Below are 16511 nucleotides of genomic sequence, written 5' to 3'. Positions count from 1 at the left end.
TCTGCAAGAGGATCCGCTCATTCCTTCAACGGCACCGCCTTGCACGGGGCCGCCTTGCCGCTGCAGAAGTCCTGCATCGACCCTTGTGCTCCGGTCGTCGGCTGCTCCGGGATATGCCCGTGAATCGCGGTCACGTCACGCCTACGTGCGACATCAGCCGGATCTGAGAAACGCGGGGTGGAAACCCAGAGAGCTGTAGTTACCGAAAGTATCCCCAGAACTCCGCAACGTATCCGTCGCTTTTCACCACGACCCGCTTCTGCGCCAATATCACGATATTCTTGACCATGCAGGGTAACGCCAGCGTGAGCGAGGCCAATCATGGTGAGGCTCGGTGAGAAACCGATGCAGCTGCGGCTTGCGGCAGACGACACGGGTCCCGCACGCATCCGCGAACGGTTTCTGCAGGGTGAGCCGGTCGAGACAGGGGTGCGAAGCCCGATCTTGAATTCGTGGCAGCGCTGCCGGTCTCTGGGCCTGTCACCGGAGCAGTCCGAGCTTCCTTTCCGGCAGGACTTCGACCTGGAGGGTCGGCTCGTCCGCGCGGCAAGTCCCGTGCTCGACCAGCTGCGATCGAGGTTCGCCGGCAGCCCGATGAACATCTCCCTTGCCGATGGGCGCGGCACGGTTCTCCAACGCCGATTCGGAGAACCGTCCATGGCAAGGACTCTCCCGCCGTTCCAGAGCGTTCCGGGGGCCGTGTTCGCCGAGCAATTCGCCGGCACCAACGGCATCGGTCTCGCACTTGCCGAGCGCCAACTCGTCACGGTCTACGGTGCGGAGCACTTCGCCGAACGCTCTCAATCCAATGCCTGCTCCGCGATTCCGGTCCGCGACCCGCTCAGCGGGCGCATCGAGGGCATTCTGTGCCTCGGCTATCCGCGCAGCATCGCGAACCCGGCGCTGGCAACCCTGACACGCACAGCAGCCGAAGCCATCGAGCGAAGGCTGCTGGAGCAGAGCTCGGCGCGGGAGCACGGCCTGTTGCAGGCATACCTCGAAGCCACCCACCGGGCAGGGACCGGCGAGCCGCCAGGCACCAGCCCGTCCATCGGTGTGGATGACCTGGCACAGCGGCTGGACCAGGATGATCAGGCGACCCTGAGGGGGAAAGCCGCCGAACTGCTCGCCTCGGGGCAGCGGGGCGCCGTCGAGGTGGCCCTGTCCCACGGCCGACAGGTCACCCTCGTGGCTCGCCCGGTGACGAGCCCTTCCAGGTCGGAGGGCATCGCCGGGTCGGAGGGCATCGCCGTGGAGGCCATCGTCCCCGATGACTCACCTGGGCGGCGCCCCGATGTCCCGCACCGGGCCGAGCCGACCGGCCTCCGTGCCGAGCATGCCCTGGTCATCCCCGCCACCCCGTCAGCCGGACATGCTCCTGACACTGCTCCTGGCCTGGAGACCGCAACTGCCGGTCCCGGCCGCACGGCCGGTGACACCGCAGACGTCCCGGCCGGAGGTCTGGTGCTGGTGGGAGAGCCGGAAGTGGCGTCGTTGGCCGTCGCGGCCCGGCGCCGCCTGGAACTGCTGTCCGAGGCGAGCAGCCGCATAGGCACCACCCTGGATGTGCGCCGTACCGCCCAGGAACTCGCCGAGACCGCCGTCCCGCAGTTGGCCGACTTCGTCACCATCGACCTGTCCGAGGCGGTGGTGCGGGGTGAGGAATCCACCGAACCCCGTGCCGACCTGCTCCGCACGGTGGTGCACGGCATCCGCGACGACTGCCCCTTCTTCCCGGTGGGCAAGCGGGTCGAATTCAGCCCGACCACGCCCCACCTGCGGTGCCTGACCAGCGGTCAGGCGGTGCTGGAACCCGATCTGAAAGCCGCAGCGACCTGGCTCGCCCAAGACCCCGAGCTGACCGAACGGCTCCTCGGCCATGTCCACTCCCTCATCGCCGTGCCCCTCGTCGCCCGCGGTGTCGTCCTGGGCATCGCCGCCTTCTACCGCTCCCAGGACCCCGCTCCCTTCGGGGACGACGACCGTTCGCTGGCCCAGGAGCTGGCGACCCGTGCGGCCCTCAGCATCGACAACGCCCGCCGCTACACACGCGAACACTCCATGGTCCTGACGCTGCAGCGCAGCCTGCTCCCCCAGGGGCTGCCCGATCAGGACGCTGTCGAGGTCGCCCATCGCTATCTGCCCGCGGAGTCCTGGGTGGGCGGCGACTGGTACGACGTGATTCCCCTCTCCGGCACCCGCGTCGCCCTGGTCATCGGTGACGTCGTCGGCCATGGAATGCACTCCGCGGCGAACATGGGCCGACTGCGTACTGCGGCACACAACTTCGCCGAACTCGACCTCAGTCCGGACGAAGTCCTCACCCACCTCGACAAGTTGGTGGCACGCCTCGACCGGGAGGAGTGCGACAAGGCTCCCTACGACAGCACCGGCTGCATCGGCGCCACATGTCTGTACGCCATCTACGACCCCACCACGCAGCGGTGCACGATGGCCCGCGCGGGCCATCCGCCTCCCGCACTCGTCGGCCCCGACGGCACCGTGACGTTCCCCGATCTGCCCGCCGGACCGCCTCTCGGCCTGGGCGGCCTGCCCTTCGAGACCGCCGAGATCGACCTCCCCGACCACAGCCAGCTGGTCCTCTACACCGACGGGCTCATCGAGGACCGGCAAAAGGACATCGACATGGCCCTCGACCAGCTGCGCGGATGCCTGGCTCACCCGGACCGCGCGCCCGAGGACACCTGTGAAACAGTCCTGGAGACCACGGCACCCGCCCACCCCAGCGACGACATCGCGCTGCTCGTCGCCCGCACTCACGCTCTGGACGCCGACCGGATCTTCACCCGGGACCTGCCCGCCGACCCGGCTCTGGTGGGCGATGTCCGTGCCGACGCCCTCCGGCAGCTGACGGAATGGGGGCTGGACGAGGCCGCGTTCGTCGTGGAATTGCTGCTCAGCGAGCTGGTCACCAACGCCATCCGGCACGGCAGCGGACCGATCCAAGTGCGCCTGCTCCACGGCCGCACCTTGATCTGCGAGGTCTCCGACACCAGGAGCACAGCGCCGCATCTGCGCCGTGCGGCCACCACCGACGAGGGAGGCCGTGGCCTGTTCCTCGTCGCGCAGCTGGCCGAGACCTGGGGCACGCGCTACACCCCCGGCGGCAAGGTCATCTGGGTCGAATGCGCCCTCGACATGCCATAGCGTCGCGTGGCGCGCCCAGCAGGCGTGCCGGCAGTGCGGTAATGAGTCTCATCAGTACAGGCCGACCCCGGAGAAATCCGTGCATGACGCCCCCGACTCTCCCGCCGACACCTCCGTGAACGCCTCCACGTGCTTCGGTGCGGATCCTCTCGCCCGCATTCGCGGTCTCAGCAAGCACTTCGGCGGAACCCTCGCTCTGGACGCGGTTGATCTGGACATCCACGGGGGCAGCATTCTCGCGCTTCTCGGGCCGAACGGAGCCGGAAAGTCCACCCTCATCAAAGTCCTCAGCGGCATCCACCGTGCCGACGAAGGAGAGGTGACCGTAGCCGGGCATCCGCTCGGGACCGCAGCCGCCTCTCGAAACATGTCCTTCATCCACCAGGACCTCGGTCTCGTGGACTGGATGACGGTCGCCGAGAACATCGCACTGGGCACTGGCTATCCGCGCCGTGGCGGACTGATCTCCTGGCGTCGGACCCGGCAGCGTTGCGTCGAGGTGCTGGGGATCGTCGCCGGCCACCTCGACGCCGACGCCAGAATCGCCGACCTCGCTCCTGCCGAGCGATCGCTGGTCGCCATCGCCCGCGCCCTGGCGACACGGGCGCAGCTCATCGTCCTCGACGAGCCGACCGCCAGCCTCCCGGTCGCGGACTGTGCCCGTCTGTTCGCCGTGCTGCACACCCTGCGCGACCGAGGCCACGGCATCCTCTACGTCACCCACCGCCTGGACGAGGTCTACCAGGTCGCCGACGCCTTCGCGGTTCTGCGCGACGGCCGCCTCATCAGCCAGGGGCCGCTGGCGGGCCACACCCCTGCCCGCCTCGTGCACGACATCGTGGGCGGCGAATTGATCCCCCACCGCCCCGCCGCCCTCCCCGCCGGAGACCGGGCCGTCCTCGCCCTCGACGGTGTACGCACCGCAAGGGCCGGACCGGTCGGCCTGGAGCTGCATGCCGGGGAAATCCTGGGCCTGGTGGGGCTTACCGGCGCCGGACATATGGAGCTGGGCCGCGCCCTGGCCGGCTCCCGGCCGCTCCTCGCCGGGCGGGCACTTCTCGACGGTCGCCTGTACCACCCCCGTTCGGTCGCCGCCGCCGTAGGCCGCGGCGTCGGCTTCGTAACCGGCAACAGGCTGGAGGAGGGATGCGCCCTCCAACTGACCGTGCGCGAGAACCTGCTGGCCAACCCGCGCGCAGGTGGCCTCCGGGCGCTGCGCTGGATCAGTCCTCGGCGTGAGCGCGCCGAGGCCAGGACGTTGATCGAACGGTTTTCGGTGTGGCCCCGCGAGAGCGAGGTCCCCATCGCCACGCTGTCCGGCGGCAACCAGCAGAAGGTCGTGGTCGGACGATGGCTGCGGCTGGGCATGCGCCTGCTGATCCTGGAGGAGCCGACCGCCAGCGTGGACGTCGGGGCCAAGGCCGCGATCTACCGCCTGCTCGACGACGCGCTGGCCGCCGGCCTCGCGGTGCTGCTCATCTCCAGCGACTTCGAGGAGGTTGCGGGTGTGTGCCGCCGTGCCCTGGTGTTCGTTCGCGGGGCCGTGACGGCCGAGCTGAGTGGTGCTGACCTCACCGTCGCCGGACTCACCCGGGCGGCCTCGGCCCTGCCCGCCTCCGGAACCGCGACGGACCGATGACCACCTCCTCCTCGCCCCGATCCCGGCTGAAGCGGTCGTCCGGGCCGGGCGGGTCGGCGGCGCACTTCATCGGCGCCTACGGGCTCGTAGCCCTGGCCGTCCTGCTCGTCCTGGTCTTCTCCATCGTTCTGCCCCACACATTCCCGACGCTGGACAACATCTCCGCGGCGCTGTCCAACCACTCGATCCCGGCGATCCTCGCGCTGGGCGCGATGGTTCCCATCGTGACCGGCAAGTTCGACCTGTCCATCGGCTTCGGTCTCGGCCTGGCGCATGTCGTGGTGATGCAACTCGTCGTCAACGAGGGGTGGACCTGGCCGGTTGTCTGCCTCGCCGTGATCCTCGGAGGGACGGTTGTCGGGGCCCTCAACGGCATCATCGTCGAGTTCGCCCGAATCGATTCCTTCATCGCCACGCTGGGGACCGGCAGCATCATGCTGGCCTTCACCGGCTGGATCACCAACGGCGGCAGGATCGTCCCGCCGCCACAGGGCCTTCCGGCCGCATTCACCGACATCTACGGCACCAAGGTCTTCGGCCTTCCGCTCCCCGCGTTCTATGTCCTCGCCCTCGCGGCCGCCCTCTGGTTGCTGCTGGAGCGGCTGCCGCTCGGCCGGCACATGTACGTCATCGGCTCCAACGCCCGCGCCGCCGACCTCGTCGGCATCCCCACCCGCAGGTACTCGATCTACGCCTTTGCCGGATCGGGGCTGATCTTCGGCTTCGCAGGCGTGCTTCTCGCGGCCCAGCAACAGATCGGGAACCCGAGCGTCGGCATCGACTACCTGCTGCCCGCCTTCGTCGGCGCCCTGCTCGGCTCCACCGCGATCAAACCCGGTCGCCCCAACGCCATGGGGACCGTCGTCGCCGTCGCCGTGCTCGCCATCGGCCTCACCGGCATCGGGCAGCTCGGTGCCCAGTTCTGGGTCGTCCCGCTGTTCAACGGCGGCACGCTTCTCATCGCCGTCGGTCTGGCCGGCTACTCCGCCCGTCGTCGGCTGCGAACCGGCATCGTCGCAGACCGCGGATCGACGGGTACGCCGCCGACCGCGGCACCCGAAGGCGGCAACGGCACCCCTGGGAACGCTCCATGACCAGCCCGCGCCGCAAGCACGGCAAGGCCGCACTCGCAGCCGCCGTGCTGGCAGCAGCCGTCGTCGGCAGCTGCCAACGCGGCGACTCCACGGGCCCCTCTCCCGGTAGCTGCCCCCGGACCCTCGCCAGGGCCGAAGCGGCCGTCAAGCAGGCCGAGCAGGCCGATGTGCCCTGGGACGGCCCGACCAGCGGCCCCGCGGCGGTATCCGGCAAGAGGACCATCGTCTACGTCGCGCAGACGGTGACCAATCCGGGCGTCGCAGGAGTCGCGAACGGCGTGCGGGATGCCGCGAAGGTCATCGGCTGGAACGTCCGGGTGATCGATGGCGGAGGCACTCCCGCCGGCATCCAGGCGGCCCTGAGCGAAGCCGTTGCCCTCAAGCCCTCCGGCATCGTCATCGGAGGCTTCGACCCCGAATCGACCGCGCGGCAGGTCGCAGAGGCCGATGCGGCGGGCATCCCTCTGATCGGCTGGCATGCGGTCGCAGCCCCCGGCCCGAGCAAAGAGCCCAAGCTCTTCACCAACGTCACCACAAGAGTCGAGGACGTGGCCAAGATCAGCGCGGACTGGGTCATCTCACAGTCCGACGGCCGCGCCGGGGTCGTCATCTTCACCGACGCCTCGATCCCGTTCGCCAAACACAAGTCCGAGCTGATCAGGAAAGAGCTCTCCACCTGCGCGGGCGCGAAGCTGCTGTCGTACGAGAACATCCCGCTCCCCGACGCGAGCAGCCGCACCCCCCGGGAGGTCTCCTTCCTCCTCTCCCGCTTCCAGGACGAATGGACCCACTCCATCGCCATCAACGACCTCTACTTCGCCGACGCCGCCCCTGCCTTCCGCGCGGCCGGCAAGCCGGGCTCCGGCCCGCCCTTCAACATCGGAGCGGGCGATGGCGACCCCTCGGCCTTCCAGCGCATCAACAGCGACCAGAACCAGGCCGCCACCGTTCCCGAGCCGCTGTCCCAACAAGGCTGGCAGGTCATCGATGAGTTCAACCGGGCGTTCTCCGGCCGGGATGCCAGCGGATACATCGCCCCCATCCATATCTCCACGGCCGCCAACAGCGGCGGAGCCACGGCCTGGGACCCGTCCGGCTATCGCGCGGCCTACCGGAAGATCTGGCGCAAATGACACCGGCGCCAGGCACAGCCGAACCTCGCCCGGGTGAGACAGAGGGCCCTGCGGGCGGCGCGCTGCGGCTCGCCGGTGTGGTTACCCTTCGCTGGTGACCAGCACAGTGGTGAGCCGACGACGGATGCTCGGGGTGTTCGGGGCCGGGCTCGGCGGGGTGGCCCTGGCTGCCGGGTGCGTCCAGGACACCGGGCCGGCACAGCGGCTGCGGCTCGCGACGGGGCCGGAGGGCGGGCCGTACAACGCCTTCGGGAGGGCCCTGGCGACGGCGGTCGCCGAGAACACATCACGGCTGCGGATCGCACCGATAAGTACCTCGGCGAGCGTGGACAATCTGCGGAGGCTGGACGACGACTCGGCGGAGCTGGCTCTGGCCATGGCGGATGCGGCGCAGGACGCGGTGCTGGGGCGGGGGCCGTTCTCGCATCCGGCCGAGGTGACGTCGCTCGCCCGGCTCTACGTCAACTACACGCACCTGGTCGTGCCTGCGGACGGGCCGGTGCGTTCGCTGAGTGATCTCGCAGGGAGGCCGGTTGCCGCAGGCGGGAGGGGCTCCGGGGTGCAGGTGGCGGCGGGGCGGCTGCTGCGGGTGGCCGGTTTGACCGGCGAGCGGTCGGTGCGGGAGCGGCGGCTCGAACTCGCCGCGTCGGTGAAGGCACTGCGCGAAGGCACGGTCGACGCGCTGATCTGGTCCGGCGGCGTGCCGACGCCCGCTCTGTCGAAGCTGGCGCGCGAGCTGCCGCTGCGGTTTCTGCCGCTGGAGCGGCAGGTGAGCGCGCTGCGCAGGCGGTACGGACCCGTCTACACGGCGGTGACGATTCCGGCCGGGACGTACGGTCTGAAGGAGCCTGTGGGCACCATCGGTGTCGGTAACTATCTGATGGCCCGTTCTGATGTGCCGCGGTCCGCGGTGCGCGAAGTGCTCCAGGTGGTCTTCGACCGGTGGCGCGTGCTGCTGCGGGAGGTGACGGCTGGTGCGCGGCTGGAGCCCCGGTTCGCCATTTCCACAGGTGCGGTGCCTCTTCACCCCGGCGCGGTCGCGTACTACCGGTCGGTGTACGACTGAAGTCGCGTACTGCATGGCTGAAGTCGCGTACTGAGGGGGCGGAGTACCGCTGAACAGGCAGGCACCCGGCCGAGCAGGCCCACAGCACTCAGCAGGACGGGAGTCCGAGTTCCACAGTGAGGCCGTGCGGCGTGTTACGGGTTACACCGAGTCGGCCTCCGCTCATGCGGGCGGTCTCATCGGCGATGGCCAGGCCCAGCCCACTGCCCGGAACGTTCTGGTGCCCGGGCGCGCGGGCGAAACGCCGCAGCAGCAGCGGCAACTGTTCCTCGGGCACCCCGGGTCCGTCGTCGCTGACGCGCACGAGAACCTCGCCGTCGCGGAGCGTCGCGTGTACGTCGACATGGCCGCCGGACGGCACGAACTTGGCGGCGTTGTCGAGGAGCGCGTCCAGGATCCGGCCCACCGCGTCGGGCAGGGCGCGGGCCCGCAGGCTCTCCGGGACGGTGGAGGCAGTCAGCTCCAGGTCCAGGGCGCGGAAGACCGGCTCCCAGGCCGCCACTCGTTCGCGTATCGCCCGCGACACGTCTTGGCCGACGCGTTCCGGAGCACCGGATTCCACGCGGGCCAGCGCGAGCAGGCCGTCGAGCAGTTCCTCCAGCCGTTCCGCCTCGTCCAGGGCGCGGGCGTGCTCGGCCCGGCCGGGGCCTTGGGCGACGTGCGGCTCGACGTTCTCCAGCTGGAGCACCAAGGTGGCCAGTGGATTGCGCAGTTGGTGGGAGGCGTCAGCGACGAAGTCGCGCTGGCGGCCGATGGAATCGGCCATGGCCTCCGCCATGATGTTGAAGTGCCGCCGCAGATGGCGCAGCTCTGGCGGCCCCGTGTCGGAGACGGCCCGCGTCTCAAGGCTTCCGGACGCCAGGCTCTCCACAGCCCGGTCCAGATCGCGGACGGGGCGCATCAGCCATCGGGCGATGCCCATGGCGACCAGGGCCGCCGACGAGAAAGCGGCGAGCGCGCCGGCCCCGATGAGCGTCCAGCGGGCCGTCACATCCCGGCGGGCGGCCTCGGTGGGGACGGCCAGCAGCACCGCTCCACTCACCCGCTCGTCCCGCCCGACGGGTTCGGCCAGCACCACGGTGTCCGGTCCCCACGGCCGAATCGTCGGCAGCCGCTCGGTGGACCGGCCGGTCAGCGCCTCGCCCATGGCGTCCTTCGCAGCGGCGCCGGAGGACGCCGGGGAGTCCGGCCCGGCCCGGGCGACTGTCCGCCCCGCCGCGTCGACCACGGTCACGGCGGCGCCGTACAGTTCCGCGTACCGCCGGATCTCGGCAGACAGCTCGGTACGGTCGGAGTCGGTGCGCACCCGGTCGGCCAGATCGGCGAACCGTACCGCCTCGGAGCGCCGGTGGAGCAGCAGATGCTCGGTACGCGCGCTTGCGTAGGAGCCGGCCAGGGGCAGCGAGAGCAGCAGCGCCGCGGCTCCCATGAGCAACATCAGTACGGCGAGGAGCCTGCGTCTCATCGGCCGTCTGCACGTTCGTCGCCCACGGGAGGGCAGCCGAGCTGATAGCCGAAGCCGTGCACGGTGCGGACCAGGCCGGCCCGGCCGGTCTTGGCGCGGATGCCCGCCACATGGACGTCCAGGGACCGTGAGGCGGTGAGGAAGGCGTCGCCCCAGATCCGGCCAAGGATCTCCTCGCGGCTGTGCACCTCGTCCGGCCGTGCCGCGAGGAAGGCGAGGACGTCGAACTCGCGGCGGGTGAGCCGCACCTCGGCCCCGGCGACCGTGACCGCGCGGCCCGCAATGTCGATCTCCACGTCGCCGGTGCGTACGGATGGCCCTCCGTTGTCCGCGCGGCCGGCGGGTGTCCTGGTGCGGCGGCGGACGGTGTCGATCCGGGCCATGAGCTCGTTCATGCGGAACGGCTTGACCACGTAGTCGTCGGCGCCGGCGCGCAGCCCCTGCACGATGTCGCGCTCCTCGCAGCGGGCGGTGACCACGATCAGCGGCGCATCGCACACGGTCCGCAGCCGCCGCAGCAGCTCCAGCCCGTCCAGATCCGGCAGCCCCAGGTCGAGCAGAACGAAGTCGGCCTCGTTGACATGCCGCAGGGCGTCCAGTGCACGGCCGAACCGGCGGACGGTGTGCCCGCGCTGCGCGAGTGCCGTACCGAGGGCGTGGGCCATGCGATCGTCGTCCTCGACCAGAAGGGCGTGCATGGGAAGTCCTTATAACGCTGTGCCGCTATGACGCTGTGACCTGGGCAGCAGCTTACGGAAGCCGAAGCGGAAGCGGCCCGCCCAGGTCACAGCGGATTCAGCGGATTCAGCGGACCGCTTCCACCGGAGCTGCCACCGCATCCCGGTCACGGCCACGGTCAGCGTCCGCCTCGGTCTCGGACTCGGCGCGGGTGAGCTTGGCGTCCCGCGTATCCGGCATGAGGAGATAGGTGATCAGGGAGATCGTCGCGCACCCGGACACGTACCAGAAGAACATGGTCTCGTGGCCGCTGTTCTTGAACCACAGTGCCACGTACTCCGCCGTACCGCCGAAGAGGGCGTTGGCGATGGCGTACGGCAGCGCCACGCCCAGGGCGCGTACCCGGGTCGGGAAGAGTTCCGCCTTCACGGCCGCGTTGATCGAGGTGTACCCGGTGACGATCACCAGAGCCAGCAGGGACAGCCCCACCGCGGGCCAGTAGGAGGACGCCGATCCCAGCGCGGTCATGATCGGGTACGTGCCGACGGTGCAGCCCAGCGCGAAGGTGATCAGCAACGGGCGGCGGCCGATCCGGTCCGACAGCATCCCGGCGAAGGGCTGGAGCACGGCGAAGACGATCAGCGCGGTGAAACTCACCAGCGTGGCCGTGGACTTCGCCATCCCCGCGCTGGAGATCAGGTACTTGGTGAGGTACGTGGTGTACGTGTAATAGGCCACCGTGCCACCAAGGGTGAGCGCCATGACCAGGCCCGCCTGGCGGCGGTGCTGCCACAGCGCCTTCAGGGTGCCGCGCGTGCTGTCGTCAGGCCCCCCCTCGCCGGTCTCCTCGGTGAACGCGTCGGTCTCCGTCAGCCTGCGCCGCAGCCAGAACACCACCAGAGCGAAGAGCGCGCCGAGCACGAACGGGATGCGCCAGCCCCAGCTCTCCAGCTGGGCGGTGGTCATCGTGCGCTGCATCGTGATGAGGATGCCCAGGCCGAGGAGCTGTCCGCAGGTCATCGACACGTACTGGAAGGAGGAGCCCAGACCGCGCCTGTTGCGAGCGGATGCCTCGGTCAGATACGTGGCGCTGGCCGCGTATTCGCCGCCGATGCTCATGCCCTGCAGCAGCCGTGCCAACAGCAGCACCACGGCGCCGAAGTAGCCTGCCTGCCCATAGGTCGGGGCAACGGCGATCAGCAGGGCGGCCACCGACATCATGGTGACGGTGAGCGTGAGCGCGCTCTTCCGCCCGCGCCGGTCCGCGGCGCGACCGAGCACCCACCCGCCGACCGGCCGCATCAGAAAGCCGACCGCGAAGATGCCGGCGGTGTTCATCAGCTGGGTGGTCGGGTTGTCGCCGGGGAAGAACGAGTCGGCGAAGTAGATCGCGAAGCTGGCGTAGACGAACCAGTCGTACCACTCGACGAGATTGCCCAGTGACCCGCCGACGAGGGCGAGGCGGCGTTTCGCACGGAGTTCTTCGGGCCGGGGTGCGGGCATGGCCGGGGACGAGGACATGGCGGCTCCAGATGGAAGGTCCCTGGGAGGGAAAGTCCCTGGTGGGAGGGGGAGGTGCCCCGGAGACGGGGAGTGGGGAGTGCTGCATGAGCATGGGCGTGGCCGCCACACCCGTTCAAGGCCCGTCACCCAGATCTAACATCCCGCTAACAAATGCGACCCCCGGCCGGTCCTGGCGCCGTTCTCCGGACACTCTCCATTTGTCTTGCCTGGGGCCGCTGAGGCACTCGGGGCCGACCTGTCATGCGGCGACCTGTCCGAATTCCCTCATGGGAGTGTCGCAGCGAAGGGATATGAATACCTGCACCGGGGCATTTACTCTCCGAATTGGCACTGTTGCTCTACGTGTTGAATGGAGGGCGGATGACGCCCAGGACCCCTCCCAGGCATGTCGCTTGCATCATGGACGGCAACGGCCGCTGGGCCCAGCACCGCGGACTGGAGCGCACCCACGGCCATATGGCCGCCCGGACTGCCCTCGAAGCGGTCCTGGACGGCGCGTTGCAGGAGAAGGTCGAGTGGCTGACGCTCTTCGTCTTCTCCACGGAGAACTGGTCACGCCCGGAAGAAGAGGTCAGCTTCCTGGTGCGCTTCCTCGCCCAGCACGTCATCGGCCGGGGAACCCAGCACATGCACAGGCGCGGGGTACGACTGCGGCTGCTGGGCGGCGGGGATCCACGCATTCCTGCGGAGGCGACGGAGAGGCTGCGCGAGGCCGAGGAACTCACCCGCGACAACAGCACGCTGCAGCTGAGCCTGGCGTTCAACTACGGAGGACGCCAAGACGTGTGTGAGGCCGCACGCTCCCTGGTCGCCCAGGGTGTCCCGGCCGAGGAAATCACCGCCGAGACCTTTGCCCAGCATATGCAGATACCCGAACTCCCCGATGTCGACCTGCTCCTGCGTACCGGGGGCGAGCACCGGCTGTCGAACTTTCTGCTGTGGCACTGTGCCTACGCCGAACTTGTCTTCCTCGATGTGCTGTGGCCCGACTTCCGCACCTCGCACTTCCGGCATGCCCTGGAGCTGTATCACCAGCGCGGGCGCCGCTTCGGCGCTCTGGACCCGACGGACGCAGCCGACGCACCCGACGCAGCCGCCTCTGTGGCAGTCGAAAGCCCTTCCCCCCTGCCCGGCCCCGCCACATTGCTCGGCCTGCCCACGGCGATCGCCTCTCATCTGGGCACCACCCTGTGGGACGGGCTGAGGGAGACGGCCCGCTTCACCGTGCACCAGCTCACCACGGAGTCGACGAAGCCCGGGCGTTCGAGCCGGCCCTCATGACCGCGCCCGGTCTGACACTGCTGCGTCAGCTTCTGAACGGGGCCTTGCCGTGGCAGCGCACCCTGCACCTGGCGGGGATTCCCCAGGGCCGATTGCGCGACGACTACACCGCGGCAGCGCATCTGGCAGCCCGCCGATATCCGGGCCTCTATCCCCCCGGGCGCCTACTGAGCCCGCCGACCTGGCAGCCCCACTTGTTCGCGGTGGGCGCCCTCATCATCTACGCCGACTGCCTGGCGGATGTGCCGGTGCACCAGCACAACCGGGCAGTGTTCGACGCCTGGGCGGAGCAGGTCCGGCAGGGGCTGGCCACCGGCCGCGCCCAACAGCCCTTCCTGCGGGCCTTCCTGCACACTGCGCAAGTGCGGCCCGTCGCCCCTTCCGACGTCCACGACTACCTGGCAGGACAAGTCGGCCGCCTTGGGCTGACGGGGTACGCCACCGAGCAGGACCACCACGACAACAACGAGCGCAGCAACATGCCTGCCGCCCGGATTCTGCTCGCCGCATGCCGCGTTCCGCCCCACCCCCGCAACGAGACCGCCTCACGACTGGCCTTCGACGCCGCGCAACGCTGGGACGATCTCGCCGACCTGGCCGACGACCTGCAACGCGGCCTGCTCACCATCCCCGAGACGGATCTGCTGCACTTCGGCGTCACCCGCACCGACCTGGAAGCCGGCCGTGACACCCCCGCCGTCGAAGCTCTCCTCGCCGATGCTTGCGGCAAGGCCCGCGCCGCCTTCCACGCAGCCCAGGCTGCCCTGGACGACGCCGACCCAGCAGTCCAGTTCCTCTACCGACCCGTTCTGATGCTCCTCTCCCAGGCCATGAAGGGCCTCGAACACCAGGGTGCCGCGCTGCTCCGCCCCAGCCCTCTCTGGCGCTTCCGGCTCTCCCCCACCCAGCTGATCGGTGACACCCTCCGTACCTTCCACCACCGCCTCCACCTCACCTGACCACACCTCCGCCCCGGTCACGCCTTGGAGTTCTCCGGGTCGGCCGAGGTCGGCGCCGGTGTCACGGTGGCGGGTGTGGTGGGGCGGCGCGTGGTGCTCACGTGCCACAGGAGGGTGAGGGCTGTGACGCCGGCAGCCACCGGCCCCAGTTGGGCCGGGGCAAGCCCGAGCCATTTCTGTGCCAGTCCGCCGAGACCGCCGCCGAGGGCTATCCCGACGTAGAGCGCGGAGGAGTTGAGACCGAGCAGGACAGGTGCAGCCGCAGGGCTGAGGGCGATGAGCCGGTGCTGCTGCGGGACGACGATGACGCCGACGGTCACGCCCCAGACCGCCGCCCAGAGCAAGGCGGGCGCGAGGGCACGGGTCGCCAGTGGGGTCAGTGCCAGGGCGAGAGTGGCGAGGGCGAGAGTGCCGGTGAGGATGTGGGCCGGGTCGTGGCGGTCGACCAGGCGCCCGGCGGTGATGTTCCCGGCCAGGGTGCCGACGCCCCAGGCCAGCAGGATCAGGATCAGTAGCGACTCGTTGCCGCCGGTGGCGTCCCGCAGGGTCGGGGCGATGTAGGTGTAAAGGATGTAGGCGCCCAGAAAGGCCAGGGAGGTGACCGCCAGCAGTGCCAGTACGCGGCCCCGCTTGAGCGGACGCAGGCGGTCGGACAGCGAGGCGGCGGGGAGCGTCACCCCGGGCAGGCCGACGGCGATACCGACGGCCGCCAGCAGGCCGACCCCGGCGACGGCCCACAGCGTGATGTGCCAGTCGGCGCGGCCGATCAGCGTACCGAGCGGCAGTCCGAGCGCGGTCGCCAAGGTCAGACCACCCAGCACGAAGGCCAGCGCCCGGCCACGGCGTTCCGGCGGAGCGATGGCCGCCGCCGTGCTGGAGGCGGCGGAGTTGATGGTGCCCGCTCCCACGGCGGTAGCGATGCGGGCGGCCATCACCACCTCGTAACTGGTGCCCAACGCGGTGACGGCGTTGCCGACCACGAACACGCCCAACGCGATCAGTAGCGCCGACCGCCGGTCCAGGCCGCTGGTGAGGGCCCCCATGACCGGCGCCGACAACGCCATCGTCAGGGCGAAGACCGTCACCAACTGACCCGCTGCCGGGGTGGATACCCCCAGGTCGGCGGCGATGGAGGGGAGCAGGCCCGCGATGACGTAGCTGTCGGTGCCGACGGCGAACGTCGCCAGGGCCAGGGGGAGGAGTCGTTTCAGCATGGATCGTGCCGCCTTCTCGAAGCGCCGCGGAGGTAGGTGATCGGCACTGTAGGAGATACATGGATGCTTGTCCATGTATCAATGAGTGGGTAGGCTTCGGCCTTGGCGTGAAGGGATGAGGCTCTTGGCACGGAGGGAGGCAGCGATGCGTGAGGTGTCCCAGCCGGCGACCGAGGCGATCCGGATGGTGGAGGTGCTGCGTGCGCTGGCCGATCCGGTGCGGCTGGAGATCATCCAGCGGCTCGCCATGGCCGGTGAGGAAAGCTGCAACGCCATCGGCGGCGACCTGGACGTTCACCAGACGACGCTCTCCCACCACTACCGGGTGCTGCGCGAGGCAGGAGTCACCTGGACCACCGTCAAGGGCCGATCCCGGCTGGTGCGGATTCGCCGTGACGACCTGGACGCGCTGTTCCCCGGCCTGCTCGACTCCGTACTGAACGGAGCTCGCCACACACCCCCAGCCGCCGAAGGCTGACCCCCACCCGCCTTCATCCTCGCGGCAACCTCAGCAACCCCTTGCTCGCAGGAAACGGCACCTCAGAACCGATGCTCCAGCCCACACCCGCCACGCACCGGTACGGTCGTTGGAGAGGTACGCCCGGCTCGGCGTCGAGCGGGTGTGGATCGACGGTCGGCAGGCGGACACCGGCACGGTGGCGGTCGGCGACTACCCGTTCCGGGAGACCGAGTACGCCTACACCTACGGCCGGCCGCCGACCCGTTCCCTGGCCGCGAGCTTTCTGACGTACCTCGTCACCGGAGCAGGCCAGCACCAGGTCGCCGAACACGGCCGTCTGCCCTGCGCGCAGCCCGAGCACACGCCCACTGCGCGTTGTGAACCGCGCGCGGGGCCCACCGTCGCGCCCCGCTGCTCGTCCGGCTGCTCGTCCCGGTCGGTGGCTCCGCTATGCGACGGGGTTCTCGATCAGTGTGATCCGGTTGCCGTCCGGGTCGTGTACCGCGGCGAACCGCACCTGCTGTGCGCCCGGCTGGATCTCGCCCGCGGTCGTGACGCCGCGCTCCGCGAGGTCCTCCAGCGCCCGGTCGAGATCCTCGACAGCGAGGTTGAGGAGAGTGCCGCCCGCGTGCTCGGGGGACTGGAAAACCTGCACCCAGCCGGAGGAGGAGACGTGCCAGTCGGCGAGCCCCGGCATCGGCCTCGTGTCGGCGGGCCTGCCGAAGAACCGTTCGTACCAGGTCACGGCGGCCTCGATGTCGGTCACCGGGGCGACCGCGAGCACATGTGTGAAGGACATGACCGATCCTGTACCACGCCGCAGGGCGACG

General features: G+C 69.8%; 13 protein-coding genes. 8 read left to right on the top strand and 5 right to left on the bottom strand.

Features of this window, described 5'->3' with window-relative positions:
• Positions 1-321 precede the first annotated feature (321 nt).
• From ACTWP9_RS20830 to ACTWP9_RS20810, 5 genes are all read left to right on the top strand, one after another.
• Positions 322-3168, top strand: a complete 2847-nt coding sequence (locus tag ACTWP9_RS20830) for a SpoIIE family protein phosphatase (RefSeq protein ID WP_443247739.1) — start codon at positions 322-324, stop codon at positions 3166-3168.
• 79 nt (positions 3169-3247) lie between these two features.
• Complete coding sequence (locus ACTWP9_RS20825) at positions 3248-4807, top strand: sugar ABC transporter ATP-binding protein (protein ID WP_443247738.1); 1560 nt, start codon at positions 3248-3250, stop codon at positions 4805-4807.
• Complete coding sequence (locus ACTWP9_RS20820; protein WP_443247737.1) at positions 4804-5901, top strand: ABC transporter permease; 1098 nt, start codon at positions 4804-4806, stop codon at positions 5899-5901. Before ACTWP9_RS20825 ends, ACTWP9_RS20820 begins: the two co-directional genes overlap by 4 nt.
• Positions 5898-7034, top strand: a complete 1137-nt coding sequence (locus tag ACTWP9_RS20815; protein ID WP_443247736.1) for a substrate-binding domain-containing protein — start codon at positions 5898-5900, stop codon at positions 7032-7034. Before ACTWP9_RS20820 ends, ACTWP9_RS20815 begins: the two co-directional genes overlap by 4 nt.
• Positions 7035-7128: 94 nt before the next feature.
• Positions 7129-8100, top strand: a complete 972-nt coding sequence (locus tag ACTWP9_RS20810) for a TAXI family TRAP transporter solute-binding subunit (RefSeq protein WP_443247735.1) — start codon at positions 7129-7131, stop codon at positions 8098-8100.
• An 88-nt stretch (positions 8101-8188) separates the two neighbouring features.
• Here ACTWP9_RS20810 and ACTWP9_RS20805 read toward each other — a convergent pair whose 3' ends face one another.
• The 3 genes from ACTWP9_RS20805 to ACTWP9_RS20795 form a co-directional block, all read right to left on the bottom strand.
• Positions 8189-9565, bottom strand: coding sequence for a HAMP domain-containing sensor histidine kinase (locus tag ACTWP9_RS20805; protein WP_443247734.1), 1377 nt, complete (start codon positions 9563-9565; stop codon positions 8189-8191).
• The gene (locus ACTWP9_RS20800; RefSeq protein WP_443247733.1) at positions 9562-10263 is read right to left on the bottom strand and encodes a response regulator transcription factor; all 702 of its coding nucleotides are present in this window, start codon (positions 10261-10263) and stop codon (positions 9562-9564) included. Before ACTWP9_RS20800 ends, ACTWP9_RS20805 begins: the two co-directional genes overlap by 4 nt.
• Positions 10264-10369: 106 nt before the next feature.
• On the bottom strand, positions 10370-11746 hold the full coding sequence (locus ACTWP9_RS20795; protein WP_443247895.1) for an MFS transporter: 1377 nt from the start codon (positions 11744-11746) through the stop codon (positions 10370-10372).
• Positions 11747-12127: 381 nt separating this feature from the next.
• Here ACTWP9_RS20795 and uppS point away from each other — a divergent pair, with 381 nt between their 5' ends.
• Positions 12128-13048, top strand: a complete 921-nt coding sequence (gene uppS, locus ACTWP9_RS20790; protein ID WP_443247732.1) for a polyprenyl diphosphate synthase — start codon at positions 12128-12130, stop codon at positions 13046-13048.
• The gene (locus ACTWP9_RS20785) at positions 13045-14007 is read left to right on the top strand and encodes a squalene/phytoene synthase family protein (RefSeq protein WP_443247731.1); all 963 of its coding nucleotides are present in this window, start codon (positions 13045-13047) and stop codon (positions 14005-14007) included. The genes uppS and ACTWP9_RS20785 overlap by 4 nt, the downstream gene beginning before the upstream one ends.
• Positions 14008-14024: 17 nt before the next feature.
• On the opposite strand, the gene ACTWP9_RS20780 is transcribed toward ACTWP9_RS20785, so the two are convergent.
• Positions 14025-15221 carry an MFS transporter gene (locus ACTWP9_RS20780; protein ID WP_443247730.1) on the bottom strand — a complete coding sequence of 399 codons (1197 nt, stop codon included), beginning with the start codon at positions 15219-15221 and terminating at the stop codon, positions 14025-14027.
• Positions 15222-15366: 145 nt separating this feature from the next.
• On the opposite strand from ACTWP9_RS20780, the gene ACTWP9_RS20775 reads away from it, so the two are divergent.
• Positions 15367-15699: an ArsR/SmtB family transcription factor gene (locus ACTWP9_RS20775; protein WP_443247729.1), complete on the top strand. Its 333-nt coding sequence runs from the start codon at positions 15367-15369 to the stop codon at positions 15697-15699.
• A gap of 430 nt (positions 15700-16129) precedes the next feature.
• On the opposite strand, the gene ACTWP9_RS20770 is transcribed toward ACTWP9_RS20775, so the two are convergent.
• Complete coding sequence (locus ACTWP9_RS20770; protein WP_443247728.1) at positions 16130-16480, bottom strand: VOC family protein; 351 nt, start codon at positions 16478-16480, stop codon at positions 16130-16132.
• Between the last annotated feature and the right edge of the window lie 31 nt (positions 16481-16511).

The sequence above is a fragment of the Streptomyces sp. 3N207 genome (assembly GCF_052246355.1).
Lineage (GTDB): Bacteria > Actinomycetota > Actinomycetes > Streptomycetales > Streptomycetaceae > Streptomyces.
This window is presented reverse-complemented; position numbering and strand designations above follow the sequence as displayed.